The sequence below is a fragment of the Pantoea sp. YU22 genome (genome assembly GCF_003970755.1).
GTDB lineage: Bacteria > Pseudomonadota > Gammaproteobacteria > Enterobacterales > Enterobacteriaceae > Pantoea > Pantoea piersonii.
This window is the reverse complement of sequence record NZ_RYDU01000010.1, coordinates 122579-149375: the sequence shown is the minus strand read 5'-3', so window position 1 is coordinate 149375 and position 26797 is coordinate 122579. Positions and strand designations below refer to the sequence as shown.

The following is a 26797-nucleotide window of genomic DNA, read 5'->3' as shown; positions in this document are numbered from 1 at the left end:
TGGCAGACCTTTCTGGTTCTGTCGCCAGCCTCACGGACAAAAAAAAGCGATGGCTTAAGCCACCGCTTTTTTGTACTTACAACTTTGTCAGTTACTCACGAAACAGTGCTTCAATGTTCAGACCCTGCGCCTGCAGAATTTCACGCAGACGACGCAGGCCTTCAACCTGAATCTGACGTACACGCTCACGGGTCAGACCGATTTCGCGGCCCACATCCTCAAGCGTTGCCGCTTCATAGCCCAGCAGGCCGAAACGACGCGCCAGCACTTCACGCTGCTTGGCGTTCAGTTCGAACAACCACTTAACGATACTCTGCTTCATATCGTCATCCTGCGTGGCGTCTTCCGGACCGTTGTCTTTCTCATCGGCCAGGATGTCCAGCAGCGCTTTTTCGGAATCACCGCCCAGCGGCGTATCAACCGAGGTGATGCGTTCATTGAGACGCAGCATACGGCTGACGTCATCAACTGGCTTATCCAGCTGCTCCGCAATCTCTTCCGCACTCGGCTCATGATCGAGCTTGTGGGAGAGTTCACGCGCGGTGCGCAGATAAACGTTCAGCTCTTTAACAATGTGAATCGGCAGACGGATGGTGCGGGTTTGATTCATGATCGCCCGTTCAATCGTCTGACGAATCCACCAGGTGGCATAGGTTGAGAAACGGAACCCACGCTCTGGGTCAAACTTCTCAACGGCACGGATTAAACCGAGATTGCCCTCTTCAATCAGGTCAAGCAGCGCAAGACCACGATTGCTGTAGCGGCGGGCAATCTTCACCACCAGTCGTAAGTTACTTTCAATCATGCGGCGACGAGAAGGAATATCGCCTCGTAATGCGCGGCGAGCGAAGAAAACCTCTTCCTCTGCCGTCAACAGCGGGGAATAGCCAATCTCCCCGAGATAGAGCTGCGTCGCATCCAAAACGCGCTGCGTCGCACCCTGTGACAACAACTCTTCTTCCGCTACGTCGTTATCACTGGGTTCGTTTTCAACAAGAGCCTTCTCATCAAAAACCTCAGCTCCGTTCTCCTCGAATTCCGCATCTTCATGTAACTCGTTTACTTTCAGCGTATTCTGGCTCATAAGCGGCTCCTACCCGTGATCCCAGGGCAGAACAGCAGGGTTCTGCCGGTTTATCGCTGCGGCAAATAACGCAACGGGTTTACGGATTTCCCCTTGTAACGAATTTCAAAATGTAATCTAACTGAACTGGTTCCGGTGCTACCCATGGTAGCGATCTTTTGCCCCGCCTTAACTTCCTGTTGTTCCCGGACCAGCATTGTATCGTTGTGGGCGTAGGCACTCAGATAATCATCATTATGCTTAATGATGATCAGGTTGCCGTAACCCCGGAGCGCGTTGCCTGCGTACACTACTCTTCCTGATGCGGTAGCGACGACAGGTTGTCCACGCGAACCAGCGATATCGATTCCTTTATTCCCCCCTTCAGAGGCAGAGAAGTTATCGATAATCTTCCCATCGGTCGGCCAACGCCAGCTTCCAACCGGCGTCGAACTGTTCGTTGTACTGCTGACCGTGGGCGGTGCGGCAACCACGGGGGGAGCTGTTGTCGTTGCAACATTTGTCCCTTTCGACGGCAACAATTTGCTACCAGTCGAGTTACCCGAATCATCAGAATACGTAATAACTGGTTGCTGTGCAACAGGCGCTGGTTTAATTTGCGGCGCGGTCGGGACGCCACCCTGCGTTGCGTCCGCTGCGGTAATCGCATTGCCGCCTGTAATCGGCTGGCCAGCACCGTTGCCAACCTGCAACGTCTGGCCGACATTCAGGCCGTACGGGGCCGGGACGTTGTTGCGCTGCGCCAGATCGCGGAAATCGTTGCCGGTAATCCAGGCGATGTAGAACAGCGTATCGCCGCGTTTTACGGTATAGGTATCGCCCGCGTAACTACCTTTCGGAATGTTCTGATAACTGCGGTTGTATACGATACGGCCATTTTGCGTCTGAACATTATCATCATTTCCGCTAACCATTGCGCCGCTGCGCGGCGCGGAAGGTACGGAATTATTAATCATTCCGCCCTGACGCGGGGTCGACGGAACGCCGCCTGACGCGCTAAGCATGCCGCCGCTGCCGCCGTTATCTCCAACCTGGCTAATGGGTGCTTGTGTGTTATCGCCTGAACTACAGCCTGCCAGCCAAAATCCAACCAGAGAAAGCGCCGCAAGGCGGCGTAACTGAAATATTGGGCTTCCCGTGCTCATTGTTCCCCCGTGATGGCAAACCTGAATAACGCTGTCTTGCTAACACACCAGCACAAAGCTCTGTGAGGCGCATTAAAGCCTGCGTATTACGCATGAAAATGGATAGTAACAAGATCAAAAGGATGGTGCTATGAAACAGTTGTGAAGAAATACGTAGGGAAAATCTCAGGCGAGATCGCCCTGAACAAGGGGAACGAACCGCACCGGCTCAATGCACTCTTCAACAATATCGCCACCCTGGCGGCGCAGACGCTTCAGCACCTGCTGATCGTCCCCCACCGGCAGCACCATAATGCCGCCTTCATCCAGCTGCGCAATCAGCGCAGTCGGAATTTCCGGCGGCGCGGCGGTGACGATGATGGCGTCGAAAGGACCGCGCGCGGGCCAGCCCTGCCAGCCGTCGCCGTGGCGCGTCGAAACATTATGCAGGTCGAGCTGTTTGAGACGGCGTTTCGCCTGCCACTGCAGGCCTTTGATACGCTCGACCGAGTACACATGGTCCACCAGATGCGCCAGAATGGCCGTCTGGTAGCCCGAACCGGTGCCGATCTCCAGCACGCGCGAATGGGGTTGTAGCTCCAGCAGCGCGGTCATACGCGCGACCATATAGGGCTGTGAAATAGTCTGGCCGGAACCGATGGGCAGCGCCACGTTATCCCAGGCTTTATGCTCGAAGGCTTCATCGATAAAACGTTCGCGCGGCACGTCCGCAATCGCCTTTAGCAGGATCTCATCGTGGATGCCCTGCTGGCGCAGCTGCTCCAGCAACGCTTCGATACGCCGGTTCACCATACGAGACTGACCTCCGACTTCTCCAGCCAGTCGATAAGCACATTCTGCGCGCTGTGAGCAGTCAGGTCGACATGCAGCGCGGTCAGAGAGACGTAGCCCTGATCCACCGCAGCGAAATCGGTATCCGGGCCAGCATCGAATTTTTCGCCTGGCGGGCCTATCCAGTAAAGCGTGTTGCCGCGTGGATCCTGCTGCGCGATGACCTGATCGGCGGGATGGCGGCTGCCGCAGCGCGTAACGCGAATGCCTTTGATCTCATCCAGCGGCAGATCCGGCACGTTAATATTAAGAATACGCCCGGTGCGCAGCGGCTCGCGCGTCAGCGCCTGCAGAATCGCGCAGGTCACTGCCGCCGCCGTGTCGTAATGCTGCAGGCCATTGAGCGACACCGCCAGCGCGGGCAGGCCGAGGTGACGCCCTTCCATCGCCGCCGCCACGGTGCCGGAATAGATCACGTCGTCGCCCAGATTAGGACCGGCGTTAATACCCGAAACCACGATATCCGGACGCGGCTGCATCAGTGCATTGACGCCGAGATAGACGCAGTCAGTTGGGGTCCCCATCTGCACCGCGATATCGCCGTTCTCATGGGTAAAGGTGCGTAGCGGCGTCTCCAGCGTCAGCGAGTTGGATGCGCCGCTGCGATTGCGGTCAGGCGCGACGACCTGCACCTCAGCGATACGACGCAGCGCCTTTGCCAGCGTCTGTATGCCCGGCGCATGGATCCCGTCATCATTACTCAGCAATATCCGCATCGTCACCTTCCTGTTGCAGAAGCTCCCGAATCACGCTGGTGGCGAAACTGCCTGCCGGCAGCCAGAACTGCATCTCCAGCGTCACCTCGTCCCACCAGCTCCAGCGTAGATCGCGCGGCACCACCAGCATTGCGCGCCGCGCCGCATCAACACGCTCTCGCTCAAGCAGTGTAACCAATTCTGCTGCGCCCGCCAGAGATTGCTGTTCAAAGGCGAGCGCGTCGCCGTGTGGGCCGGGCTCACCGCGTCCCGGCAGCGGCGCGGTAATACGAAGTTCATGATGATCGACGCGCGTCTGCAGCTCGCTAAGTTCGTCCGCCTGAGCGACAAACCAGCTACCGCGCCCGGTCAGCTGCAGCGCGTCGCCCTCCATCACCTGCGTCAGTGACCCCTGTTGCAACAGCCGCGCGCTGGTGACCTGATTAAACAGCGCGCTGCGCGCCGCAGAGAGGATAAGGCTGCGCTTGTTGCGATCGCGCAGGCTGATTTCGCCTTGCGCCCACTGCTGCGCCATAGTCAGGTTGTTGCCGCCGCGTCCAAAGCGCTGCGTGCCGAAGTAGTTTGGCGCGCCGCCGTCGCGGATCAGCGCCAGGCGCGACTCCACCGCGTCACGGTCGCTGATATGGCGCACCACAAGGCGGAAGGCGTTGCCTGCCAGCGCGCCGATGCGCAGCTTGCGCTTATGGCGCACCGCCTCGAGGATTTCGACGCCTTCCAGCGTGAAGCCGCTCAGGTCGGGCATCGCATTGCCTGGCATACGGAAACAAAGCGTCTGCTCGGTCACCGCATGACGATCTTTCATCCCGGCGTAGCTCATATCGCGCTGATGCACGCCGAGGAACTTCGCCAGCGCTTCCGCCACGAAGCGGGTATTCGCGCCGGTTTTGCGGATACGCACCAGCAGATGCTCGCCTTCGCCATCGGCGCCGTAACCGAGATCTTCCACCACCACGAAATCTTCCGGGTTAGCTTTGATCACGCCGCGCGCGGTCGGCTTGCCGTGCAGAAAAGCCTGAGCAGCCAGCGTCATGCCGCATCCGCCTTCAGCAGCAGCGCAACCGCTTCGCAGGCGATGCCTTCGCCGCGTCCGGTAAAGCCCAGCTTTTCAGTGGTGGTCGCTTTCACGTTAACCTGATCCATATGACAGCCCAGATCTTCGGCAATATTGATGCGCATCTGCGGCACATGAGGCAGCATTTTCGGCGCCTGAGCGATCAGCGTGACGTCGACGTTGCCGATGCGGTAGCCCTTCTCCGCGATACGCCGCCAGGCTTCGCGCAGCAGACCGCGGCTGTCTGCGCCTTTATAGGCGGGATCGGTATCGGGAAACAGCTTGCCGATATCGCCCATCGCCACCGCGCCAAGCAGCGCGTCAGTCAGCGCATGCAGCGCCACGTCGCCGTCGGAATGGGCGATAAACCCCTGCTCAAACGGGATCCGCACGCCGCCAATCACCAGCGGACCTTCGCCGCCAAAAGCGTGAACGTCAAAACCGTGACCGATACGCATCATGCGCTCTCCTTTAATTGAATCTGGGTTAAATAAAATGCCGCCAGCGCCAGATCTTCTGGCCGGGTGACCTTGATGTTATCACTACGTCCGCTGACCAGCAGCGGATGATAGCCGCAATATTCGAGCGCCGAGGCTTCGTCGGTAATGGTCGCGCCCTCTGCCAGCGCGCGTGTCAGACAGGCAGTCAGCAGCTGGTGTGGGAAAAACTGCGGCGTCAGCGCATGCCAGAGATCCTCGCGCTCCACGGTGTGAGCGACGGCGGCGATGCCCGGCTCGCCGCGCTTCATGGTATCGCGTACCGGGGCCGCCAGAATACCGCCGACATGGCTGGTTTCGCGAACCTGCAGCAGACGCGCAAGGTCGTCGGCGTGCAGGCAAGGACGCGCCGCGTCGTGCACCAGCACCCAGCTTGCGCCCTGTGCGGCACGCAGACCCGCCAGCACCGACTCCGCGCGCGTGTCGCCGCCCGTCACGCTTAATACGCGCGGATCCCGCGCCAGCGGCAGCGATGCGAACTGCGCATCGTCCGGGTTTAGCGCGACGATAACCTGTTTGATAGCGGGATGGGAAAACAGACGTGCAATGCTGTGTTCCAGAAGCGTCTGCTGACCAATGGTCAGATACTGCTTAGGACAAGTCGCCTGCATGCGGCTGCCGATACCGGCAGCGGGCACGACAGCGATCACCTCCGCAGGGGAAGAGAACATGTTCATGAGTTATCGTTGTTGGTTTTGCGCAGCCTGCGCGTTGCGTTTGTTCTGATCCGGCACCAGACGATAGAAGGTTTCACCGGGCTTAATCATGCCCAGCTCATTGCGCGCGCGTTCTTCGATCGCTTCAGAACCGCCATTGAGATCGTCAATTTCGGCAAACAGCTGATCGTTACGCGCTTTAAGTTTGGCGTTGTTCGCCTGTTGCACCGCGACGTCGTCATTGACGCGCGTATAGTCGTGAATACCGTTTTTGCCCAGCCATAGCGAATATTGCAGCCAGCCAAGCAGCACCAGTAGCAGTAACGTCAGTTTTCCCATCCCCGCCCCCTGAAAAACGGCTCAATCATCCCATAACTTTATGCAGGACTCCACTCCAGCGGTGAAAATGGCGCGCTTTCGCGGCTGTCTGCACAAATTCTGATTAGGATGGCGAGAAGGCAGGCAGGTAAAGTTTTGTAACCTGCCGACGTGTTTATACATCGGGAAGCGTTACCAGCCGGATAAAAAAGAGAAGAGCAGCCAGAAGAGACAGACCACCGCCACCGCCGTGGCAGGCGTCGTCCAGAGAAGATTACCGCGCAGCGCCATGCTGAGAATCATGCCGATCAGCACCGATACCGGCAGCAACGCCAGGAAGAAAGGCCAGGTGTAAAGGAAGAAGAAAAGCGTGTTGGAGCCGTACAACAGAAAGGGGATCGCCAGCGCGCACCAGTAGGAGAGGAAGCCGATGATGCCGCCCGGCAGCGTCGAGCGCGGCTCTTCCGGGGTGCTTTCATCTTTGCGGGCCAGCATGGGAGTAACATTCTGCATAGAGATCCTGTTGACGCGAAGGCGGCAAATCAACCTCGATTTGCCGCTTGTCTGTTCAGGATTTGATGATATCGCGGTGACGCAGCAGATCTAACAATTGGGCGGTCAGTTTTGTAACCAATTGTTCGCCCGCTAAGCGAATTTCCGGCTGTTCCGGCGCCTCATAGACGCTGTCGATACCGGTAAAATTACGCAGTTCGCCCGCGCGCGCTTTTTTGTACAAGCCTTTGGGATCGCGCGCTTCGCACACCGCCAGCGGCGTATCGACGAACACCTCGATAAAACGCGCTTCCGGCAGCATATCGCGTACCATCTGGCGCTCGGCACGGTGCGGCGAGATAAAGGCGGTCAGTACCACCAGCCCCGCATCCACCATCAGCTTCGCGACTTCGCCGACGCGGCGGATATTCTCTTTCCGATCCGCGTCGCTAAAGCCCAGGTCGCGGCACAGGCCGTGGCGCACGTTGTCGCCGTCGAGCAGATAGGTGCTGACGCCGAGGCGATGCAGCGCCTGTTCCAGCGCCCCGGCGACCGTCGATTTGCCGGAGCCGGACAGGCCGGTAAACCAGAGCACCACGCCCTGATGGCCATGCTGCTGCTCACGCGCGTCGCGCGTAACCGGATGGTCGTGCCACACCACGTTTTCGTCGTGCTGCGCCATTACTGACCGCCCAGCAGATCGCGCGCGTTCCAGTGCGGGAAGTGACGTCGGATCAGGGCGTTCAGCTCCAGCTCAAACGCGCTGAACTGACCCGCCTGCTGCGCCGCGCCGCTCAGCGGCTGATGGATCATCCCCGCCCCGACGGTGACGTTGCTCAGGCGATCGATAAAAATCATTCCGCCGGTTACCGGGTTCTGCTGATATTTATCCAGCACCATGGGTTCATCGAAGGTCATTTCCACCAGGCCGATGCCGTTCAGCGGCAGCGTCTCGGCGGCGCGCTTCTCCAGCGTATTGATCTCAACCTGATGAATGATTTTCTCTATGCGGCCGCGCGCTTTCTTACCGGCGATTTTGATATCGTAGCTCTGGCCCGGCTGTAACGGCTGCTCCGCCATCCACACCACATCGACGGTAGCGGACTGCACCGCCTCCAGCGTGGCGTCGCTGTCGACCAGCAGGTCGCCGCGGCTGATATCGATCTCGTCTTTCAGCACCAGGGTAATGGCTTCGCCCGCGCCCGCTTCCTGCAGGTCACCGTCAAAGGTAACGATGCGCGCGACGGTAGACTCTACGCCCGACGGCAGCACCTTCACGCGCTGGCCGACCTTCACTGCGCCGGAGGCCAGCGTGCCCGCATAGCCGCGGAAATCCAGGTTCGGACGGTTAACGTACTGTACCGGGAAGCGCATCGGCTGCTGATCCACCACGCGTTTCACCTCGACGGTCTCCAGTACGTCGAGCAGCGTCGGACCGCTGTACCACGGCATGGTCTGACTCGGTGTTGCGACGTTATCGCCCTCCAGCGCCGACATCGGCACGAAGCGAATATCCAGGTCTTCCGGCAGCTGCGCCGCGAAGTCGAGATAGTCCTGTTTGATCTGCTCGTAGGTCTGCTGGCTGTACTCCACCAGATCCATCTTGTTGATCGCTACCACCAGATGCTTAATGCCCAGCAGCGTCGAGATAAAGCTGTGACGACGCGTCTGATCCAGCACGCCCTTGCGCGCGTCGATCAGCAGGATAGCCAGATCGCAGGTCGAGGCGCCGGTCGCCATATTGCGGGTGTACTGCTCATGCCCTGGCGTGTCGGCGATAATAAATTTACGTTTCTCGGTAGAGAAGTAGCGGTAGGCCACGTCGATGGTGATGCCCTGCTCGCGCTCGGCCTGCAGACCATCCACCAGCAGCGCCAGATCGAGCTTCTCGCCCTGGGTGCCGTGGCGCTTGCTGTCGTTGTGCAGCGAGGAGAGCTGATCCTCATAAATCTGGCGCGTATCGTGCAGCAGGCGGCCGATCAGCGTGCTTTTGCCGTCGTCGACGCTGCCGCAGGTAAGAAAACGCAGCAGACTTTTATGCTGTTGCGCGGTCAGCCAGGCTTCCACGCCGCCCTGATCGGCAATCTGTTGTGCAATAACGGTATTCATCTGCGTCTCCTTAGAAATAACCCTGACGTTTTTTCAGTTCCATCGAACCGGACTGATCGCGGTCAATCACGCGGCCCTGACGTTCGCTGGTGGTGGAGACCAGCATCTCTTCAATAATCTCCGGCAGCGTCTGCGCTTCGGATTCCACCGCGCCGGTAAGCGGCCAGCAGCCAAGCGTGCGGAAGCGCACCATGCGTTGCTTGATCACTTCGCCAGGCTGCAAATCGATACGGTCGTCATCCACCATCATCAGCATGCCGTCGCGTTCCAGCACCGGACGCGGCGCCGCGAGATAGAGCGGCACGATTTCAATATTTTCCAGGAAGATGTACTGCCAGATATCGAGTTCGGTCCAGTTCGACAGCGGGAAGACGCGGATACTTTCACCCTTGTTGATCTGGCCGTTGTAGTTATGCCACAGCTCCGGGCGCTGGTTTTTCGGATCCCAGCGGTGGAAACGGTCGCGGAATGAGTAGATGCGCTCTTTGGCGCGCGACTTCTCTTCGTCGCGGCGCGCGCCGCCAAACGCGGCGTCAAAGCCATATTTGTTCAGCGCCTGCTTCAGCCCTTCGGTTTTCATTATATCGGTGTGCTTGGCGCTGCCGTGTACGAACGGGTTGATGCCCATCGCCACGCCTTCCGGATTACGGTGGACCAGCAGCTCGGCGCCCATCTCTTTCACGGTGCGATCGCGAAACGCATACATCTCGCGGAATTTCCAGCCGGTATCGACGTGCAGCAGCGGGAACGGCAGCGTGCCCGGATAGAAGGCTTTACGCGCCAGATGCAGCATCACCGACGAATCTTTGCCGATGGAGTACATCATTACCGGATTGCTGAACTCCGCCGCGACCTCGCGGATGATATGAATGCTTTCCGCCTCTAACTGACGCAGATGAGTGAGTCTTTTTTGGTCCATGATTTTTCCTCAAGCCAGATTGACAACGGCGGACTCGCGGGTCGCCTGCTGTGCAGAATGTTGAAACCAGGCCAGCTGCCCGTGCAAATTCACCACTTCCCCGATGACCAGCAGCGCGGGCGTCGGCGCGGCGGCAGCCAGCGTCTCAAGGTTAGCCAGCGTGCCGGTGAGCACCTGCTGATCCTGCCGCGTGCCGCGGCCAATCACCGCAACCGGCGTTCCGGCGTCCCGGCCGTGGCGTATCAGGCCTTCGCTGATCTCCGCCGCCTTTACCGTGCCCATATAGATCGCCAGCGTCTGACGCGCGCGCGCCAGCGAAGGCCAGTCAATGTCGTCGCCGTCGGCACGGCAGTGTCCGGTAATAAACAGCACGCTCTGGGCGTAGTCGCGGTGCGTCAGCGGAATACCGGCATAGGCGGTTGCGCCCGCCGCTGCCGTTACGCCAGGCACCACCTGGAACGGAATGCCCGCCGCCTGCGCCGCCTGCAGCTCTTCGCCACCGCGGCCAAAGATAAAGGGATCGCCCCCTTTCAGGCGCACCACGCGTTTGCCTTTGCGCGCCAGCTCCACCAGCAGACGATTGGTCTCCTCCTGCGCCACCGAGTGCGCTCCGGCGCGTTTGCCGACGCAAATTCGGTCGGCGTCGCGACGCACCAGATCCAGCACCTCATCGCTGACCAGATGGTCATAGAGCACCACGTCGGCCAGCTGCATCACCTGCAGACCGCGTAGCGTCAGCAAGCCGCTGTCGCCGGGACCGGCGCCGACCAGAATGATTTCGCCCTCGCGGTTCGGCTCCTCCTGCAGTTCACGCTGTAGCGTACGCGTCGCCTCCTCCAGGTTGCCCGCTGACATCTGGCTGGCGAACAGGCCGTTAAAGGCGCGCTCCCAGAAGCGACGACGGTCGGACATGCGGCGAAAGCGCTGTTTCACGCTGTCACGAAATCCGCCCGCCACCTCCGCCATCTGTCCCAGACTGGCGGGCAGCAGCGCCTCCAGCTTTTCGCGCAGCATACGCGCCAGCACCGGCGCGGTGCCGCTGGAGGAGATAGCGACCACCAGCGGAGAACGATCCACGATAGAGGGGAAGATAAAGCTGCACTTCGGCTGGTCATCTACCACGTTGACCAGCCGGTGACGGGCGTTGGCCTCGTCATAAACCTGACGGTTGAGCAGGTTATCGTCAGTGGCGGCGATGGCGAGAAAAACTGTGTCCAGCTGCGCCGGATCGAACGCTGTCGCCAGCCACTCAAGCTGTTGTTCCTGATGTAACGCCTGAAGCTCGGGGCAAAGCTCGCGCGATACCACGCGTACCTGTGCGGAAGCGCGGCGCAGCAGCTCGATTTTGCGTGCCGCGACGTCGCCGCCGCCCACCACCAGCACCGGACGACCTTTGAGATCGGCGAAAAGAGGCAAATAGTCCACGATAACCCTGGTGTTGTAACCGTAATTTAACGCGACTATACGTTGCGCCCTTCTGGCAGATGAAATTACGAATTGGAATGAGTAGTTACCGAATGGAATAACGCCTCTGGGAAGCTCATAACAAAATGTGCTTAACAGATGATCTGGCAAGGCTTTCAGAGCAAATCAAATTGTTTAATGTCGATCACAGTTTCATACTGAACGGCAAAAAATTTTGGCTTTTCGCCACAGGATGACCCACAAGGAACACAGCATGTTTGCCTTTCTCCGCCTGACCGCGCTGGCTGCGCTGTTAAATTGCGGTTTCGCTCTGCACGCCCAGGCCGCCAGCGTCGCGCCGGGAGAGTTTGCCGAGCAGCAGCTTCGCCACATCGCCACTTACTTCCCTGGCCGTATGAGCGGCAGCCCGGCCGAAATGATGGCGGCCGACTACCTGCAACAGCAGTTCACCGCGCTCGGTTTTCAGAGTAATACCCGCCAGTTCAATACCGGCTATCGCTGGCGCGAAGCCAATGGCGATCTGCGCCTGCATAAAGTGACGGCGACCTCGGTAATCGCCGCGCGCGCCGGCAGCGCGCCGCAGGAGATCCTGATTGTGGCGCATCTTGATACCTGGACGCCGCTCAGCAGCAGCGAGGCGGAGCGTAATCTTGGCGGCCTCCGCCTGCAGGGAGTCGATGACAATGCCTCAGGGTTGGGGGTGATGCTGGAGCTGGCGCAGCAGCTGAGTCAGCGGCCGCTGCACTACGGCGTGCGGTTCGTGGCGCTGAGCGCAGGCGAAAACGCGCTGGGCGGCATGCAGGATTACGTGGCGCGCATGAGCGAAAAAGAGAAAAAGAACACGCTGCTGGTGGTGGATCTCAACAGCCTGATCACCGGCGATCATCTCTACTTCAACAGCGGCAGCAATACGCCGCGCGCGGTGCGCAAGCAGACCAGCGAGCGCGCGCTGCGCCTGGCGCAGCAGCTTGGCATCTCCGCTGCCAGTCATCAGATGTCGGCACGCGACTATAGCGGCATCAACGCGTTCGATAAGGCGGGCTTTCCGCTGCTGGACGTGACGGCAGCCAACTGGGCGCTGGGCGGTAAAGATGGCGCGCAGCAGCGCAGCCGCTCGAAGCGTTTCCCGGACGGCACGACACGTCATCAGACCGACCGCGATAATCTCAGCTATCTGGATCGCTGGCTACCGGGACGTATTTCGCTGCGCACGCGCGACAGCGTGAAGGTGCTGCTGCCGCTGCTGGGCGAGCTGACCAATCCAAAGGTATAAGGGTTTAACGCCAGCGAGGGGGTTAAGCGGGACGCGCGCCGCCTGAGGTGAGTCAGACAGCGCGCGTTAAAACTCAGCCTTCGTGCAGGCCGCACTCGCGCTTCAGGCCGAAGAAACGCGTCTCCTCTTCCGCCATGCCGGGTTCCCATTTGCGCGTGGTGTGGGTATCGCCCACGGACAAATAGCCCTCATCCCATAGCGGATGGTATTTAAGGTTATGCTGCTGCAGATAGTGATGAATCTGGCGATTGTCCCAGTCGATAATCGGCAGCACCTTGAAAACGCCGCGCTGCACGCCGAGCACCGGCAGATTCGCGCGGCTGCCGGACTGATCGCGACGCAGCCCGGCGAACCAGGTCTGCGCACCCAGCGTCTGCAACGCGCGGTTCATCGGCTCAACCTTGTTGAGCTGGTTGTACTGCTCAATGCCTTCCACGCCCTGCTCCCACAGCTTGCCGTAGCGCGCTTCCTGCCAGGCCGCCGACGTTTCGGCGCGAAAAACCTTCAGGTTCAGGCCGAGCTGTTCCGTCAACTGATCGATAAAGCGATAGGTTTCCGGGAACAGATAGCCGGTATCGGTGAGGATCACCGGGATATCCGGCTGCTGGCGCGTCACCAGATGCAGCGACACCGCCGCCTGAATGCCAAAACTCGATGAGAGCACAAAGGCGCCCGGCAGGTTCTCCAGCGTCCAGCTGACGCGCTCCTCCGCCGAACGTTTCTCCAGCTGCGCATTGGTGGCCGCCAGCGCCAGGGTGCGCTCGACTTTGTTCATTTCACTCAGTGCTGCGAGGTCAAACTGACTCATACTGCCTCCGAATCCCAGAAGTCTCGTGCCGGATCGACCACCGGCTTGACGATGCCCGCGCGGATGGCGAAGTCGCCGAAGCCCTCTGCGCCGTGGCGCTCCCGCGCCCAGCGTCCCACCAGCTCATCAATGCTGGCGAGGATGTCGCTTTCGGTGATGTTCTCGCGGTACATGCGAGGAATACGCGTGCCGATGCGGTTGCCGCCAATGTGCAGGTTGTAGCGGCCCGGCGCTTTGCCAACCAGGCCGATTTCCGCCAGCATGGCGCGGCCGCAGCCGTTAGGACAACCGGTCACGCGTAAGACGATGTGCTCTTCGCCCACGCCGTGGCGGTGCATAATCTCTTCCACTTTTGTCACGAAGGCGGGCAGGAAACGCTCCGCTTCCGCCATCGCCAGCGGACAGGTAGGAAACGCCACGCACGCCATTGAGTTTTCGCGCTGCGCGGTCACGTTCTCCATCAGGCCGTGTTCACGCGCAATCGCCTCGATTCTCGCCTTTTCGTTCTCCGGCACGCCGGCCACGATCAGGTTCTGGTTCGCGGTCAGGCGGAAATCGCCCTGATGGACGCGCGCGATAGCCGCGATACCGCTTTTCAGCGGACGATCCGGATAGTCGAGCAGGCGGCCGTTTTCGATAAACAGCGTCAGGTGCCACTTATTGTCGATGCCCTTGATCCAGCCGAAGCGGTCGCCGCGCGTCGTAAATTCATAAGGGCGAATCGGTCCGAACGTCAGGCCGGCGCGCTTCTCCACTTCCGCTTTAAACGTCTCGACGCCGACGCGCTCAAGGGTATATTTGGTTTTGGCGTTTTTACGATCGGTACGGTTGCCCCAGTCGCGCTGCGTAGTTACTACCGCAGCCGCCACTTCAAGCGTTTTCTCCAGTGGCAGATAGCCGATCTCGCTGGCGGTGCGCGCATAGGTCGCTTTATTGCCATGCTCAATCGACAGGCCGCCGCCGACCAGCAGGTTAAAGCCGATCAACTTGCCCTTCTCCGCCACGGCGATGAAGTTAAGATCGTTGGCGTGCAGATCCACATCGTTGTGCGGCGGGATCACCACGGTGGTTTTGAATTTACGCGGCAGATAGGTTTCGCCGAGGATCGGCTCCTCATCCGTGGTCGCGACCTTCTCTTTATCCCACCAGATTTCGGCATAGGCGCGGGTGCGCGGCAGCAGATGCTCCGAGATTTTCTTCGCCCACTCGTAGGCTTCCTGATGCAGCTCCGACTCCACCGGGTTTGACGTGCAGAGCACGTTGCGGTTTACGTCGTTGGCGGTCGCCAGCGCGTCGAGCCCGACTTCGTGCAGCATCTGGTGCGACGGCTTGACGTTCTTCTTCAGAATGCCGTGAAACTGGAAAGTCTGGCGGTTGGTCAGACGGATGCTGCCGTACAGGGTTTTCTCGGTGGCGAACTTGTCGATCGCCAGCCACTGTGTTGGCGTGATAATGCCGCCCGGCAAGCGGCAGCGCAGCATCATGGCGTGACGCGGCTCCAGCTTCTGTTCGGCGCGCTCGGCGCGGATATCGCGGTCATCCTGCTGGTACATGCCGTGGAAACGGATCAGCAGAAAGTTATCGCCGCTAAAGCCGCCGGTCAGACCTTCGTCGAGATCTTCCAGAATGGTGCCGCGTAAATAGTTGCTCTCTTTTTTAAGACGCTCGGCGTCAACCAGCTTGCCTTCTACAACCAGCGGTCCGGGGTGTTTTTCGCTCATCAGTAAACGTCTCGTTGATAACGGCGCTCAATGCGCAGCTCACTTAAAAATTCGTCGGCCGTTTCACGATCCATTGCGCCGTGTTCGACCACCACATCCAGCAGTGCCTGCTCGACATCTTTCGCCATACGGTTGGCGTCGCCGCAGACATAAATATGCGCGCCCTCTTCGATCCAGCGCCACACCTCCGCCCCGCTGGCGCGGATTTTGTCCTGTACGTATACCTTCTGCTCCTGGTCGCGCGACCAGGCGAGATCGATACGGGTCAGCAGACCCTCTTTTACGTACTGCTGCCATTCAACCTGATAAAGGAAATCTTCGGTGAAGTGCGGATTGCCGAAGAAAAGCCAGTTTTTGCCGGTGGCGCCGTCATGGTCGCGCTGCTGCATAAAAGCGCGGAACGGCGCGATGCCGGTGCCCGGCCCGATCATAATGACCGGCGCGTCAGGGTTGGCGGGCAGACGGAAGTTATCGTTGTGCTCGATAAAGACGCGGATCGCCGCATCCTCTTCCAGACGGTCGGCCAGATAGCTGGAAGCGCCGCCTGCGCGGGCACGGCCGTCGATATCGAAACGCACCGCGCCAACGGTAATGTGGACTTCGGTTTCATTCTCCGCCTGCGACGAGGCGATAGAGTAGAGACGCGGCGTCAGCGGACGCAGCAGCGTGGTCAGCTGCTCGGCGTTGAGTTCGGTCGGCGCGTTTCGCACCATATCAACGATGGGGAACGTCTGCGCGTAGTGCTGCAGCTTCGCCTTGTCGCCCACCAGCGCCAGCAGGGTTTCGTTGCGCGACAGCGCGGCGTACTGCTCAACAATCTGCGCGGTATTGACCGTCAGCTCGAAATGCTTTTGCAGCGCCTCGCTGAGCGGCAGGGTATCGTTTTCGATCTGCACCGGCTCGTCGCCTTTCAGCCACAGCAGGCTCAGCAGTTCGGCGACCAGTTCAGGATCGTTTTCATACCAGACGCCCAGCGCGTCGCCCGGCTGGTAACGCAGGCCCGAATCGCCCAGGTCGATTTCGATATGACGTACATCTTTATCGGAGTGACGGCCGGTGATTTTCTGGTTCAGCGCAAAGCTGGCGGTCAGCGGCGCCTCTTTAGTGTAGGGACTGCTGTGTACTTCATTGAAGCTGCCCGTCGCGTTGGCGATCGCCTGCGCCGGCGTCTCGCTCGGCACGCGCTGTTTCAGCACCTCTACCAGCGCGCGACGCCACTCAGCCGCCGCTTCAGCGAAATCAACGTCGGCGTCGACGCGAGCCAGCAGGCGCTCTGCACCCAGCTCAGCCAGACGGCCATCAAAATCTTTGCCCGCTTTGCTAAAGAATTCATATGAGGTGTCGCCGAGGCCCAGCACCGCAAAGGCGGTGCCATCCAGCTTCGGCGCTTTTTTCGACATCAGGAATTTATGCAGCGCCACCGCCTCTTCCGGCGGATCGCCTTCGCCCTGGGTGGAGGTCACCACCACCAGCAGCTTCTCCTGGGCGATCTGCTTGAATTTGTAATCGCCGGCGTTGACCAGCTTCACGTTCAGCTTCGCCGCCTGCAGATCGTCGCGCAGCTGCTCCGCGACGCGGCGCGCGTTACCGGTTTGCGACGCCGAGATCAGCGTAATCGCCGGGATCTCCGCTGCCGCTGGCGCGCTGGCCGCGACGCTGCCGGGCGTCTGATTAATCATTCCCCAAAAATAGCCCGAGATCCACGCCAGCTGGGTGGGAGAAAAATCAGTCGTTGCCGCCTGTAAGCGTGCAAGTTGCTCCGGGTTAAGCGGGAGCAGAGAGCCTGGGGGTGCCTGAGTCGTCATCGCGTTAAAAATTCCAGTATCTGAAGTCCGGACGGTAAAGTAGCGGGAAGAGTGGTAGGTTACCGGCCCGCATATTAACGATTAAATACGGCTTCGACATAATTAATAACCAAAATGACTAAGCGGTTTTTCAGGTAGTTATAATCAGTAAAACTGGTAAACAAAGATCTTCGTTATCAATAATTTACACGAGGGTATCTTATGGCGTTCGGCAAAAATTAGCCATTCTGGCGCGATGGATGCGAAAATTCCGTATTTCAGGTAGAATTCCCCGGTTTTTAAGCCTGAGAGCCATTATGTCTACCACACTGTTTAAAGAGTTCCAGTTCGAAGCCGCTCATCATTTGCCTAACGTCCCGGAAGGACACAAATGCGGACGCCTGCATGGCCATTCGTTTCTGGTGCGACTGGAAATTACCGGCGAAGTGGATGCGCATACCGGCTGGGTGATGGATTTCGCCGAACTCAAAGCGGCGTTTAAACCCCTTTATGACCGCCTCGATCACCACTATCTGAACGAGATCCCCGGCCTGGAAAATCCCACCAGCGAAGTGCTGGCGAAATGGATCTGGGATGAGATGAAGCCACTGCTGCCTGAGCTGAGCGCGGTAATGATCAAAGAGACCTGTACGGCGGGCTGCGTCTATAAAGGTTAATTCCCGCCAGGGCTGTGGTCGCACAGCCCGCAACTTCTGCTCTACGCTTCTTTACGCCCGCGTCATCTCTCTGTCATCTGCCCACTCTACGTTGTCCTCTCCTTCATTAAAGATCAAGAGAATCAACGATGAAACTGAAATCCCTTGCCGCCATCGCGCTGCTTTTCACTGCCTCTGCCGCCGTTCAGGCGCAAAACGTGCTCGACTTTCCCCAGCCGGAAAACGTGCCGGATGAGTTCTATGCCGTCACCGAGATCCCGGCGGGCGGCATCATCAAATATGAGACTGACGCCAAAACCGGCTTTATCGTGGCGGATCGCTTTCAGTCGATGCCGGTAGCCTACCCGGCTAACTACGGCTCTCTGACCCAGTCGCTGGGCGGCGACAACGATCCGCTCGACGTGATCTTCTACACCCGCGCGCCGCTGCAGCCGGGCACGCTGATCAAACTGCGCGCCATCGGCGTGCTGAAGATGATCGACGGCGGCGAAGTAGACGATAAGATCGTCGCGGTGCCGACCAGCAAGATCGATCCCACCTGGGATGACGTTAAAAGCATGAGCGATCTGCCGAAGATTGAACAGGAGCGTCTGGAAGCCTTTTTCCGCGTCTATAAACAACTGCCGGACGGCCGCAAGAAGGTCGAGCTAAAGGGTTTTGAAAGCGCCGATGTGGCGAAGAACGAGATTAAGCAGGCGTTTGACGCCTATAAAGCGAAGCAGTAATGCGGGCGGGCGGCGCGCAGCGCCGCCCTGCTCTCCGCCGTCAGGCGATATTAAGATACTTGTGGGTCTGCATAGATAAGCGCCAGTTGCGCGCGATGCAGGTTTCAATACAGAGTTTTGTCGCCGCCTCTTTGCGGCTGATGGGCTGCAGCGCGATAATGCGCGCTTTGCTGTCGCTCAGCGTTGCCAGCAGTTCGTCCAGCGCCTCTACGTCGCGCTCGCGCGCCACCGGATGTTTGATCTCATCCGCACGCTGCAGCGCCTGCTCCAGCACATCATAGCCGCCGCGCATATTCACCTTCGGCGATACCGTCACCCAGGTTCGCTCAGAGCAGCGCACTTCATGCGTGCCGCTGGTTTCGATCTGGCACTGAAAGCCCTGCGCTTCCAGCGCCGTGGTCAGCGGGCGCAGATCGTAAATCGACGGCTCGCCGCCGGTGATCACCACATGGCGCGCCGTCCAGCCCTGGCGCTGAATAGTCTCCAGTAGCAGCGTCGCATCGGCGTTGCCCCAGGCATCGCTCTCAACCGTTTTCACCAGAATATCGCCCAGCGCCGTTTCCCGATCGGCCCGTTTTTCCCAGGTATGTTTGGTATCACACCAGCTACAACCTACCGGACATCCCTGTAAGCGGATAAAGATGGCCGGGACGCCGGTATAGAATCCTTCTCCCTGCAGCGTCTGGAACATTTCGTTAATCGGGTATTGCATTACGGACTCGCTAGAAAAAAACAGGGCGCTGATTATGGCAGATTTGTCGCGCAGCTCAACCACGCGTCGTGCCTTTTCTCAGTGCCAGCCCCACATCAATAAAGCAAAAGCCCCGCACAAGGCGGGGCTTTATATATCAGGCGAATGCCGTCCGCGGACGGCATCGGCAGGCGATTACGCCTGGCCTTTCACTTCTTTCAGACCGTTGAACGGCGCTTTAGAACCCAGCGCTTCTTCGATACGGATCAGCTGGTTGTACTTGGCAACGCGGTCAGAACGGCTCATAGAACCGGTTTTGATCTGGCCTGCTGCGGTACCGACCGCCAGGTCAGCGATGGTGGCATCTTCGGTTTCACCTGAACGGTGTGAAATCACCGCGGTGTAGCCTGCGTCTTTCGCCATTTTGATCGCCGCCAGCGTTTCGGTCAGAGAACCGATCTGGTTGAATTTGATCAGGATAGAGTTAGCGATGCCTTTCTCGATGCCTTCTTTCAGGATCTTGGTGTTGGTAACGAACAGGTCGTCGCCTACCAGCTGGATTTTGTCGCCCAGCACTTTGGTCTGGTAAGCGAAGCCGGTCCAGTCTGACTCGTCCAGGCCATCTTCGATAGAGACGATCGGGTACTGTTTGGTCAGATCTTCCAGGAAGTGAGTGAACTCTTCAGAGGTAAAGGCTTTGTTACCTTCGCCAGCCAGCACATATTTGCCGTCTTTGTAGAATTCAGACGCTGCGCAGTCCATCGCCAGGGTGATGTCTTTGCCTAGCTCGTAGCCTGCCGCTTTTACCGCTTCCGCGATAACGGCCAGCGCTTCGGCGTTAGAGCCCAGGTTCGGCGCGTAGCCGCCTTCGTCGCCGACTGCGGTGTTCATGCCTTTCGCCTTCAGCACTTTCGCCAGGTGATGGAACACTTCAGAACCCATGCGGATCGCTTCTTTAACGCTGGAAGCGCCGACCGGCTGGATCATGAATTCCTGGATGTCGACGTTGTTGTCGGCGTGCTCACCACCGTTGATGATGTTCATCATCGGCAGCGGCATAGAGAATTTGCCCGGGGTGCCGTTCAGCTCAGCGATGTGCTCATACAGCGGCTGACCTTTAGAGGCTGCTGCTGCTTTCGCTGCTGCCAGGGAGACCGCCAGGATGGCGTTTGCGCCGAAGTTGGATTTGTTCTCAGTACCGTCCAGGTCGATCATGATCTTGTCGATGTTCGCCTGATCTTTCGCGTCTTTGCCTTTTACCGCATCCGCAATCGGACCGTTAACTGCAGCAACTGCTTTAGTTACGCCTTTGCCCAGGAAACGAGATTTGTCGCCGTCGCGCAGCTCCAGCGCTTCGCGTGAACCGGTAGAAGCGCCTGACGGTGCCGCTGCCAGACCAACAAAACCACCTTCCAGATGTACTTCCGCTTCTACAGTTGGGTTGCCGCGGGAGTCGATGATTTCGCGACCGATGACTTTAACGATTTTGGCCATTACGATTTTCCTCAGTACAAGTTAGTCAATCCTAAGACAAACAACGCGCGAGAAGTTCGCGCGTTGCTCGTGAAACTTACTTCGCTAAACGCTTCTGGTGATCCTGCGCGGCCTTAACAAAGCCGGCGAACAGCGGATGACCGTCACGCGGTGTTGACGTGAACTCCGGGTGGAACTGGCAAGCAACAAACCAGGGGTGGTTCGGGATCTCGATGATCTCAACCAGCTGGTCGTCGCCAGAACGTCCGGCAATGCGCAGTCCTGCGGCTTCAATCGGCTTCAGCAGCAGATTGTTGACTTCGTAGCGGTGGCGATGGCGCTCGACGATGGTATCGGAACCGTAGAGCTGGCGGACTTTGCTGTCCGGCGTCAGCTGGCACTGCTGGCTGCCGAGGCGCATGGTGCCGCCCAGGTCGCTGGTTTCAGTACGCTGTTCCACATTGCCGTTTTCATCGCGCCATTCGGTGATTAACGCTACCACCGGGTATTTACAGTCTGGCACAAATTCAGTGGAGTTGGCGCCTTCCATCCCGGCGACGTTGCGTGCGAACTCCATCAGCGCAACCTGCATGCCGAGACAGATGCCGAGATAAGGCACGTTATTTTCACGCGCGTACTGCGCGGTCATCAGCTTGCCTTCCACGCCGCGGTAGCCGAAGCCGCCCGGGATCAGAATCGCATCCAGATCTTTCAGAATTTCGACGCCGCGCGTCTCGACGTCCTGCGAGTCGATCAGCTTGATGTTTACCGTCACGCGGTTTTTCAGGCCGCCATGCTTCAGCGCTTCAATCACCGATTTGTACGCATCCGGCAGTTCGACATATTTGCCGACCATGCCGATGGTCACTTCGCCGCCCGGATTAGCCTCTTCGTAGATCACCTGTTCCCATTCAGACAGGTTGGCTTCCGGCGCGTTCAGACTGAAGCGTTTACAAATATAGTCATCCAGACCCTGCGATTTCAGCAGGCCCGGGATTTTGTAGATGGAATCGACATCTTTCAGCGAGATAACCGCTTTTTCCGGCACGTTACAGAACAGCGCGATTTTGGCGCGTTCGTTCGCTGGCACGGCGCGGTCGGAGCGGCAGATCAGCACGTCCGGCTGGATGCCGATAGAGAGCAGCTCTTTAACGGAGTGCTGGGTCGGCTTGGTTTTCACCTCGCCCGCCGCCGCCATATAAGGCACCAGCGTCAGGTGCATATACATGGTGTGCTCGCGGCCGACGTCGACCGCCATCTGACGAATCGCTTCCAGGAACGGCAGCGACTCGATATCGCCAACGGTACCGCCGATCTCCACCAGAACGACGTCGTGACCTTCGCCGCCTTCGATAATACGTTCTTTGATGGCGTTGGTGATATGCGGAATAACCTGAATGGTCGCGCCGAGATAGTCGCCGCGGCGCTCTTTGCGCAGCACTTCAGAGTAGATACGGCCAGTGGTGAAGTTGTTGCGGCGCGTCATTTTGGTGCGAATGAAGCGCTCGTAGTGACCTAAATCCAAATCGGTTTCGGCCCCGTCGTCGGTGACGAATACTTCACCGTGCTGGGTAGGGCTCATGGTGCCCGGATCGACGTTGATATAGGGATCCAGCTTCATGATGGTCACGTTAAGACCACGTGCTTCGAGAATGGCTGCGAGGGAGGCTGCGGCAATGCCTTTACCCAGAGAGGAAACGACCCCGCCGGTCACAAAAATATAATTCGTTGTCATGCTGAACCTGAGAGTTTAGGTTTAAAGACGGTGGAATAACCAGGACGGGAAAACAGTATACCTGAAACCCCTGTCAGCCACAATTGATGAATCACCGCCATCCTCCAACGCATTGCAGCGGGTAACATAGCGGATAGCTGACAAGGAAATGTTGACGCAGGTCACAACTTTTTTCTTGCGCTGAATCGAGTAAGCGCGACCGGCTAAATAGTATGCACTGCTGGAATAATCAGCGTTTTTCTGCGGCTTTAACCTGCTGCCAGGCCGCCTCCATCTGTTCCAGCGTCGCCTCCGGCATGCGCAGCCCCTGCGCGGCGATAATCGCCTCTACCGCGCGGAAGCGGCGCTCAAATTTGTCGTTCGCTTTTTGCAGCGCGGTTTCCGCTTTGCTGCCCAGATGGCGCGACAGATTGACCGTGGCGAACAGCAGATCGCCTATCTCCTCTTCCAGCTTGAGCGGATCGATGGTCGCCTGCTGCGCCTCGTGCATCACCTCGTCGATCTCTTCGTGCACCTTATCCAGCACCGGCCCGATCGCGGTCCAGTCAAAGCCGACGTTATGGCAGCGCTTCTGGATTTTATGAGCGCGCATCAGTGCCGGCAGCGCTTTAGGAATATCGTCGAGCGCCGAATGCTGCGCCTTTTCCGCCCGCTCTGCGCCTTTGATCGCCTCCCAGTTCTTCAGCACCTCAGCGCTGTTCTCCACGCTGGCGTCGCCGAAGATGTGAGGATGGCGGCGCTCCAGCTTGTCGCTGATGGCGTCGCAGATATCGTCAAAGGTAAAGCGATCCTGTTCGCTCGCCATCTGCGCGTAGAACACCACCTGAAACAGCAGATCGCCCAGCTCGCCGCGCAGATCGTCGAAGTCTTCGCGCTGGATGGCGTCCAGCACTTCATAGGTCTCTTCCAGCGTATAGGGGGCGATAGAGGCGAAGGTCTGCTCGCGATCCCACGGGCAGCCGCGTTGCGGATCGCGCAGGGTTTGCATAATGCCCAGCAGGCGATCGAGTGAGCTCATAGTTAATCCTTTTAAAACACGGGGATGAAAGCGCGGGGATGAGCGCGCGCTCATCCCGCAAAATCAGTGAAGACGTCGGGCGTCGATGATATCAGGCACCTGGTTCAGCCGCGACAGCACGCGGCCCAGCACCTGCTGATTGTAGATTTCAATATCCATATCGATCGTGGCCAGCTGCTTTCTGGTGTCGCTGCGGCTGGAGACGCCCAGTACATTGACCTTCTCGTTGGCGAGAATGGTAGTGATATCGCGCAGCAGTCCGCTGCGATCGTTGGCGGTCACGCGCACCACCAGCGAGTAGCCGCTGGAGTAGCTTTCGCCCCACACCGCGTCGACGATGCGTTCCGGCGCATGGGCGCTCAGCTCCGCCAACTGGTCGCAGTCGGCGCGGTGAATAGAGATGCCGCGCCCCTGGGTGATAAAGCCGACGATATCGTCCCCTGGAATGGGCTGGCAGCAGCGCGCGATATGGTGCATCAGGTTGCCGACGCCTTCGACCACCACGCGGCCGCTCTCTTTGCGCGACGGCGGCGAGTAGTTTTTCTGCGTCAGCTGGCGCAGCGCCTCGCGATCTTCCTCTTCCGCGCTCGGCTTGTTGAGCTTCGCCTGCAGGAAGTTCACCATCTGGTTAAGGCGAATATCGCCGCCGCCGATCGCCGCCAGCAGTTCATCCAGCGAGGTGACGTTATAGCGCGGCAGCAGCAGTTTTTCTGCTTCGCGCAGGCTGATATCGAGCTGGTTGAGTTCGCTGTCGAGGATCTGACGCCCCGCGGCGATATTTTTGTCGCGATCCTGCTTGCGGAACCAGTTATGGATCTTGGCGCGTCCGCGGCTGGTGGTGATATAGCCGAGGTTCGGATTCAGCCAGTCGCGGCTCGGGTTGGGCTGCTTCTGGGTAATAACTTCGACCTGATCGCCCATCTGCAGCTGATAGGTAAAGGGCACGATGCGGCCGCCGATCTTGGCACCGATGCAGCGGTGGCCGATATCGCTGTGAATATGGTAGGCGAAGTCGAGAGGCGTGGAGCCTGCGGGCAGATCCACCACGTCGCCTTTTGGGGTAAAGACGTAAACGCGATCGTCGAACACCTGACTGCGCACCTCTTCCAGCATCTCGCCGGAGTCGGACATCTCTTCCTGCCAGGCGATCAGCTTACGCAGCCAGGCGATGCGCTCTTCGTGTCCGGAGGCGCCGCGCGCGCTGCCGGTGGTCGGCCCCTCTTTATATTTCCAGTGCGCGGCCACGCCCAGCTCCGCGTCTTCATGCATCTGACGAGTACGGATCTGGATTTCCACGGTTTTGCCTTTCGGCCCGAGCACCACGGTATGGATCGACTGATAGCCGTTCGGCTTGGGATTGGCGACATAGTCGTCAAACTCCGCCGGCAGATGGCGATAGAGCGTATGCACGATGCCGAGCGCGCCGTAGCAGTCCTGCAGGCGCTCGGCGACGATGCGCACCGCGCGCACGTCGAACAGCTCGTCAAACGCCAGCGACTTCTTCTGCATCTTGCGCCAGATGCTGTAGATATGTTTCGGTCGGCCGTAAACCTCGGCGCGCACGCCCTCTTTCACCATCTCTTTGCGCAGCGAATCGACAAAGTTTTCGATGTACTGTTCGCGATCGATGCGGCGCTCGTGCAGCAGTTTGGCGATGCGTTTGTATTCGTCAGGGTGCAGATAGCGGAAGCAGTAATCCTCCAGCTCCCATTTCAGCTGGCCGATGCCGAGCCGGTTGGCGAGCGGCGCATAGATATTGGTGCTCTCTTTCGCCGCCAGCACGCGCTCATCTTCCGGCGCATCTTTCATTTCGCGCAGGTTCATGATGCGTTCCGCCAGCTTAATCACCACGCAGCGGAAATCTTCCACCATCGCCAGCAGCATGCGGCGCACGTTATCCACCTGCTCGGAGGCCATCGAGTCGTTGTGGATCGCTTTGAGCTGACGAATGGCGTCCATATCGCGTACGCCGTGCACCAGCGTGACGATGCCGCTGCCGAAGGTTTCGCTCAGCTCCTCTTCGCTTACCACTTCCGCATTCGCCAGCGGGAAGATCAGCGCGGCGCAGGAGCTTTCGATATCCATACTGAGCATCGACAGGATCTCTACCATTTCGATGCCGCGCCAGAGCAGCAGCGACTGATCGGGGTGATCCTTCGTCTGGGCTTCGCAATAGCGCCAGGTTTCAGCGATGCGTTCACATGATTGCGGGTTGGCAATGCCAAGAGTGGCGATCCACTGATCGAGAGCGAACTCTCCTGCCGTATTTAAATGCGCACTTCTGACCGCAACCATATCCTCTCCTGCCACAGCAGCATCAATTACTGCTTATGTTTTACTGAACAGCACCATGGATTCGAGATGACGGGTATGAGGGAACATATCCAGCATCGCGACCCTTTCCAGATGGTAGCCCGCCGACAGCAATGTCTGGCTGTCGCGGGCAAGCGTTGTGGGATTACACGAAACATAGACCACGCGCTCCGGCGCAAGTTTAACCACATGCGCCATTACGCCCGCGGCCCCGGCGCGCGCCGGATCGAGCAATACCTTGTTAAATCCTTGCGCCGCCCACGGCTGACGCGCAACGTCTTCCTCCAGGTTGTGCTGGAAAAAGCGGACATTTTTAAGATTATTCAGCTGCGCATTATACGCTGCCTGCCGCACTAATGCTGCAACGCCCTCCACACCCACAACATTTTGTACGAATTTTCCTACAGGGATCGTAAAGTTTCCCATGCCGCAAAAAAGATCCAGCACGCGGTCTTCCGGCTGTAGATCGAGCCAGGCTAACGCCTGCGCCACCATCTGCTGGTTGACGGCGTCGTTGACCTGAATAAAGTCTTGTGGACTAAAGGTGAGCCGCACCTCGCCCGAGTGGTAAAAAGGTTCGTCGCCGCGCACCTGCTCCAGCTCATCGCCGCCGCTGTCCAGGAACAGCATCAGGTTATGCTCATGCGAAAAGCGTTCCAGTTTTTCCCGGTCGGCAGCGTGCAGCGCATCCAGGTGGCGCAGTACCATCAGCGGGCCGTTGTCCGCCAGCACCAGCTCAACGTGTCCCAGCCGGCTGGCGGCCTTCAGCGCGCTGAGACAGTCGCGCAGCGGCGGCAGCAACGCCTCAAGTTCGGGCGCCAGAATGGGGCATTCGCGAATCGCCACCAGATCGTTGCTCGCCTCCTGGCGAAACCCCATCTGTAGCTCGCGCGTTTTAGGCTGCCACTGCAAACCAAGCCGCGCGCGACGACGGTAGCCCCAGGCAGGCCCGGCGAGGATCGCGTCCACTGCGACGGTGCGCTGCGCCGCCTGGCTCAGCATGCGCGACAGCGCCGCCGCTTTGCTGCGCTGCTGCAGCGGCTCGGCGGCGTGCTGCTGCTGGCAGCCGCCGCAGCGGGTAAAGTGCGGACAGCGCGGCTTGACGCGTTCAGGGCTGGTGCTTAACAGCCGCGTCGCTTTGCCGCGCGCGTACTGACGTTTCTCCTCCACCAGCGTCACTTCCGCCTGCTCGCCAGGCAGCGCGCCGCTGATAAACAGGGTCTTGCCCTGATGCCGCGCTACGCCCTGGCCAAAGGGATCGAGCTCGTCCACGGTGACGGTGATGCGTTGCTTAGTCGTCACGCGCTGTTTTGCGGAGTAAAATTGCGCCATAGTG

The 26797-nt window shown here is 59.0% G+C and carries 25 protein-coding genes; 3 read left to right on the top strand and 22 right to left on the bottom strand.

Translation table 11 applies throughout. The annotated features are described in order from the left end of the window. Window positions 1-91: 91 nt before the first annotated feature. From rpoS to cysG, 13 genes are all read right to left on the bottom strand, one after another. Entirely contained in the window at window positions 92-1084 is a 993-nt protein-coding gene (rpoS, locus tag EKL29_RS15100) for an RNA polymerase sigma factor RpoS (protein ID WP_126690100.1), read from the bottom strand. 50 nt (window positions 1085-1134) lie between these two features. After that, window positions 1135-2229 carry a murein hydrolase activator NlpD gene (gene nlpD / locus EKL29_RS15095; protein ID WP_120454295.1) on the bottom strand — a complete coding sequence of 365 codons (1095 nt, stop codon included), beginning with the start codon at window positions 2227-2229 and terminating at the stop codon, window positions 1135-1137. Window positions 2230-2394: 165 nt separating this feature from the next. Further along, on the bottom strand, window positions 2395-3021 hold the full coding sequence (locus tag EKL29_RS15090; RefSeq protein WP_120454297.1) for a protein-L-isoaspartate(D-aspartate) O-methyltransferase: 627 nt from the start codon (window positions 3019-3021) through the stop codon (window positions 2395-2397). Continuing rightward, entirely contained in the window at window positions 3015-3776 is a 762-nt protein-coding gene (gene surE, locus EKL29_RS15085) for a 5'/3'-nucleotidase SurE (RefSeq protein WP_126690099.1), read from the bottom strand. The genes EKL29_RS15090 and surE overlap by 7 nt, the downstream gene beginning before the upstream one ends. Beyond that, window positions 3757-4806 (bottom strand): tRNA pseudouridine(13) synthase TruD, encoded by a 1050-nt coding sequence (gene truD, locus EKL29_RS15080; RefSeq protein WP_126690098.1) that lies wholly within the window; start codon window positions 4804-4806, stop codon window positions 3757-3759. Before truD ends, surE begins: the two co-directional genes overlap by 20 nt. Next, window positions 4803-5285, bottom strand: a complete 483-nt coding sequence (ispF, locus tag EKL29_RS15075) for a 2-C-methyl-D-erythritol 2,4-cyclodiphosphate synthase (RefSeq protein ID WP_120455109.1) — start codon at window positions 5283-5285, stop codon at window positions 4803-4805. Before ispF ends, truD begins: the two co-directional genes overlap by 4 nt. Beyond that, entirely contained in the window at window positions 5285-6001 is a 717-nt protein-coding gene (ispD, locus tag EKL29_RS15070; RefSeq protein WP_126690097.1) for a 2-C-methyl-D-erythritol 4-phosphate cytidylyltransferase, read from the bottom strand. The genes ispF and ispD overlap by 1 nt, the downstream gene beginning before the upstream one ends. 3 nt (window positions 6002-6004) lie before the next feature. Continuing rightward, window positions 6005-6319, bottom strand: a complete 315-nt coding sequence (gene ftsB / locus EKL29_RS15065; protein WP_033752087.1) for a cell division protein FtsB — start codon at window positions 6317-6319, stop codon at window positions 6005-6007. 171 nt (window positions 6320-6490) lie between these two features. Next, a complete protein-coding gene (locus tag EKL29_RS15060; RefSeq protein ID WP_120454428.1) occupies window positions 6491-6811 on the bottom strand; it encodes a DUF3561 family protein in 321 nt (106 codons plus the stop codon). A gap of 55 nt (window positions 6812-6866) precedes the next feature. Then, entirely contained in the window at window positions 6867-7472 is a 606-nt protein-coding gene (gene cysC, locus EKL29_RS15055; RefSeq protein WP_120454430.1) for an adenylyl-sulfate kinase, read from the bottom strand. Further along, complete coding sequence (gene cysN / locus EKL29_RS15050) at window positions 7472-8899, bottom strand: sulfate adenylyltransferase subunit CysN (RefSeq protein WP_126690096.1); 1428 nt, start codon at window positions 8897-8899, stop codon at window positions 7472-7474. Before cysN ends, cysC begins: the two co-directional genes overlap by 1 nt. Window positions 8900-8909: 10 nt before the next feature. Continuing rightward, window positions 8910-9818: a sulfate adenylyltransferase subunit CysD gene (cysD, locus tag EKL29_RS15045; protein ID WP_120454433.1), complete on the bottom strand. Its 909-nt coding sequence runs from the start codon at window positions 9816-9818 to the stop codon at window positions 8910-8912. Between the two features lie 9 nt (window positions 9819-9827). Then, complete coding sequence (cysG, locus tag EKL29_RS15040) at window positions 9828-11243, bottom strand: siroheme synthase CysG (protein ID WP_120454435.1); 1416 nt, start codon at window positions 11241-11243, stop codon at window positions 9828-9830. A 253-nt stretch (window positions 11244-11496) separates the two neighbouring features. Between cysG and EKL29_RS15035 the strand changes: the two genes are divergently transcribed. Further along, entirely contained in the window at window positions 11497-12516 is a 1020-nt protein-coding gene (locus tag EKL29_RS15035) for an aminopeptidase (protein WP_120454437.1), read from the top strand. 73 nt (window positions 12517-12589) lie between these two features. On the opposite strand, the gene EKL29_RS15030 is transcribed toward EKL29_RS15035, so the two are convergent. Genes EKL29_RS15030 through cysJ form a run of 3 tightly spaced genes read right to left on the bottom strand, consistent with a single transcriptional unit; the run spans window position 12590 to window position 16850 of the window. Further along, the gene (locus EKL29_RS15030; RefSeq protein ID WP_126690095.1) at window positions 12590-13324 is read right to left on the bottom strand and encodes a phosphoadenylyl-sulfate reductase; all 735 of its coding nucleotides are present in this window, start codon (window positions 13322-13324) and stop codon (window positions 12590-12592) included. Beyond that, window positions 13321-15045, bottom strand: coding sequence for an assimilatory sulfite reductase (NADPH) hemoprotein subunit (gene cysI / locus EKL29_RS15025; protein ID WP_126690094.1), 1725 nt, complete (start codon window positions 15043-15045; stop codon window positions 13321-13323). The genes EKL29_RS15030 and cysI overlap by 4 nt, the downstream gene beginning before the upstream one ends. Beyond that, the gene (cysJ, locus tag EKL29_RS15020) at window positions 15045-16850 is read right to left on the bottom strand and encodes an NADPH-dependent assimilatory sulfite reductase flavoprotein subunit (RefSeq protein WP_120454441.1); all 1806 of its coding nucleotides are present in this window, start codon (window positions 16848-16850) and stop codon (window positions 15045-15047) included. The genes cysI and cysJ overlap by 1 nt, the downstream gene beginning before the upstream one ends. A 296-nt stretch (window positions 16851-17146) precedes the next feature. Between cysJ and queD the strand changes: the two genes are divergently transcribed. Continuing rightward, the gene (gene queD / locus EKL29_RS15015) at window positions 17147-17506 is read left to right on the top strand and encodes a 6-carboxytetrahydropterin synthase QueD (RefSeq protein WP_120454443.1); all 360 of its coding nucleotides are present in this window, start codon (window positions 17147-17149) and stop codon (window positions 17504-17506) included. 128 nt (window positions 17507-17634) lie between these two features. Beyond that, the gene (locus tag EKL29_RS15010) at window positions 17635-18231 is read left to right on the top strand and encodes an inorganic diphosphatase (protein ID WP_120454445.1); all 597 of its coding nucleotides are present in this window, start codon (window positions 17635-17637) and stop codon (window positions 18229-18231) included. Window positions 18232-18271: 40 nt separating this feature from the next. Here the strand turns inward: EKL29_RS15010 and queE are convergent, their stop codons facing one another. From queE to rlmD, 6 genes are all read right to left on the bottom strand, one after another. Further along, window positions 18272-18943: a 7-carboxy-7-deazaguanine synthase QueE gene (gene queE / locus EKL29_RS15005; RefSeq protein WP_126690093.1), complete on the bottom strand. Its 672-nt coding sequence runs from the start codon at window positions 18941-18943 to the stop codon at window positions 18272-18274. Between the two features lie 174 nt (window positions 18944-19117). After that, on the bottom strand, window positions 19118-20416 hold the full coding sequence (gene eno, locus EKL29_RS15000; protein ID WP_120454447.1) for a phosphopyruvate hydratase: 1299 nt from the start codon (window positions 20414-20416) through the stop codon (window positions 19118-19120). Window positions 20417-20492: 76 nt separating this feature from the next. Continuing rightward, a complete protein-coding gene (gene pyrG, locus EKL29_RS14995; protein ID WP_120454449.1) occupies window positions 20493-22130 on the bottom strand; it encodes a glutamine hydrolyzing CTP synthase in 1638 nt (545 codons plus the stop codon). A gap of 229 nt (window positions 22131-22359) precedes the next feature. Continuing rightward, complete coding sequence (gene mazG, locus EKL29_RS14990; RefSeq protein WP_126690092.1) at window positions 22360-23148, bottom strand: nucleoside triphosphate pyrophosphohydrolase; 789 nt, start codon at window positions 23146-23148, stop codon at window positions 22360-22362. Window positions 23149-23211: 63 nt separating this feature from the next. Continuing rightward, window positions 23212-25443 (bottom strand): GTP diphosphokinase, encoded by a 2232-nt coding sequence (gene relA / locus EKL29_RS14985; protein ID WP_120454452.1) that lies wholly within the window; start codon window positions 25441-25443, stop codon window positions 23212-23214. 33 nt (window positions 25444-25476) lie between these two features. Then, window positions 25477-26793 carry a 23S rRNA (uracil(1939)-C(5))-methyltransferase RlmD gene (gene rlmD / locus EKL29_RS14980; protein WP_126690091.1) on the bottom strand — a complete coding sequence of 439 codons (1317 nt, stop codon included), beginning with the start codon at window positions 26791-26793 and terminating at the stop codon, window positions 25477-25479. Between the last annotated feature and the right edge of the window lie 4 nt (window positions 26794-26797).

Excerpts from the sequence above, each read along its gene's own strand:
- rpoS (WP_126690100.1), bottom strand. The coding sequence starts at position 1,084 with ATGAGCCAGAATACGCTGAAAGTAAACGAGTTACATGAAGATGCGGAA.
- EKL29_RS15030 (WP_126690095.1), bottom strand. The coding sequence starts at position 13,324 with ATGAGTCAGTTTGACCTCGCAGCACTGAGTGAAATGAACAAAGTCGAG.
- queE (WP_126690093.1), bottom strand. The coding sequence starts at position 18,943 with ATGCAATACCCGATTAACGAAATGTTCCAGACGCTGCAGGGAGAAGGA.
- EKL29_RS15090 (WP_120454297.1), bottom strand. The coding sequence starts at position 3,021 with ATGGTGAACCGGCGTATCGAAGCGTTGCTGGAGCAGCTGCGCCAGCAG.
- nlpD (WP_120454295.1), bottom strand. The coding sequence starts at position 2,229 with ATGAGCACGGGAAGCCCAATATTTCAGTTACGCCGCCTTGCGGCGCTT.
- cysN (WP_126690096.1), bottom strand. The coding sequence starts at position 8,899 with ATGAATACCGTTATTGCACAACAGATTGCCGATCAGGGCGGCGTGGAA.
- truD (WP_126690098.1), bottom strand. The coding sequence starts at position 4,806 with ATGACGCTGGCTGCTCAGGCTTTTCTGCACGGCAAGCCGACCGCGCGC.
- pyrG (WP_120454449.1), bottom strand. The coding sequence starts at position 22,130 with ATGACAACGAATTATATTTTTGTGACCGGCGGGGTCGTTTCCTCTCTG.
- cysD (WP_120454433.1), bottom strand. The coding sequence starts at position 9,818 with ATGGACCAAAAAAGACTCACTCATCTGCGTCAGTTAGAGGCGGAAAGC.
- eno (WP_120454447.1), bottom strand. The coding sequence starts at position 20,416 with ATGGCCAAAATCGTTAAAGTCATCGGTCGCGAAATCATCGACTCCCGC.
- cysC (WP_120454430.1), bottom strand. The coding sequence starts at position 7,472 with ATGGCGCAGCACGACGAAAACGTGGTGTGGCACGACCATCCGGTTACG.
- rlmD (WP_126690091.1), bottom strand. The coding sequence starts at position 26,793 with ATGGCGCAATTTTACTCCGCAAAACAGCGCGTGACGACTAAGCAACGC.
- surE (WP_126690099.1), bottom strand. The coding sequence starts at position 3,776 with ATGCGGATATTGCTGAGTAATGATGACGGGATCCATGCGCCGGGCATA.
- relA (WP_120454452.1), bottom strand. The coding sequence starts at position 25,443 with ATGGTTGCGGTCAGAAGTGCGCATTTAAATACGGCAGGAGAGTTCGCT.
- mazG (WP_126690092.1), bottom strand. The coding sequence starts at position 23,148 with ATGAGCTCACTCGATCGCCTGCTGGGCATTATGCAAACCCTGCGCGAT.
- cysJ (WP_120454441.1), bottom strand. The coding sequence starts at position 16,850 with ATGACGACTCAGGCACCCCCAGGCTCTCTGCTCCCGCTTAACCCGGAG.
- EKL29_RS15060 (WP_120454428.1), bottom strand. The coding sequence starts at position 6,811 with ATGCAGAATGTTACTCCCATGCTGGCCCGCAAAGATGAAAGCACCCCG.
- ispD (WP_126690097.1), bottom strand. The coding sequence starts at position 6,001 with ATGAACATGTTCTCTTCCCCTGCGGAGGTGATCGCTGTCGTGCCCGCT.
- cysI (WP_126690094.1), bottom strand. The coding sequence starts at position 15,045 with ATGAGCGAAAAACACCCCGGACCGCTGGTTGTAGAAGGCAAGCTGGTT.
- EKL29_RS15010 (WP_120454445.1), top strand. The coding sequence starts at position 17,635 with ATGAAACTGAAATCCCTTGCCGCCATCGCGCTGCTTTTCACTGCCTCT.
- queD (WP_120454443.1), top strand. The coding sequence starts at position 17,147 with ATGTCTACCACACTGTTTAAAGAGTTCCAGTTCGAAGCCGCTCATCAT.
- EKL29_RS15035 (WP_120454437.1), top strand. The coding sequence starts at position 11,497 with ATGTTTGCCTTTCTCCGCCTGACCGCGCTGGCTGCGCTGTTAAATTGC.
- ispF (WP_120455109.1), bottom strand. The coding sequence starts at position 5,285 with ATGCGTATCGGTCACGGTTTTGACGTTCACGCTTTTGGCGGCGAAGGT.
- ftsB (WP_033752087.1), bottom strand. The coding sequence starts at position 6,319 with ATGGGAAAACTGACGTTACTGCTACTGGTGCTGCTTGGCTGGCTGCAA.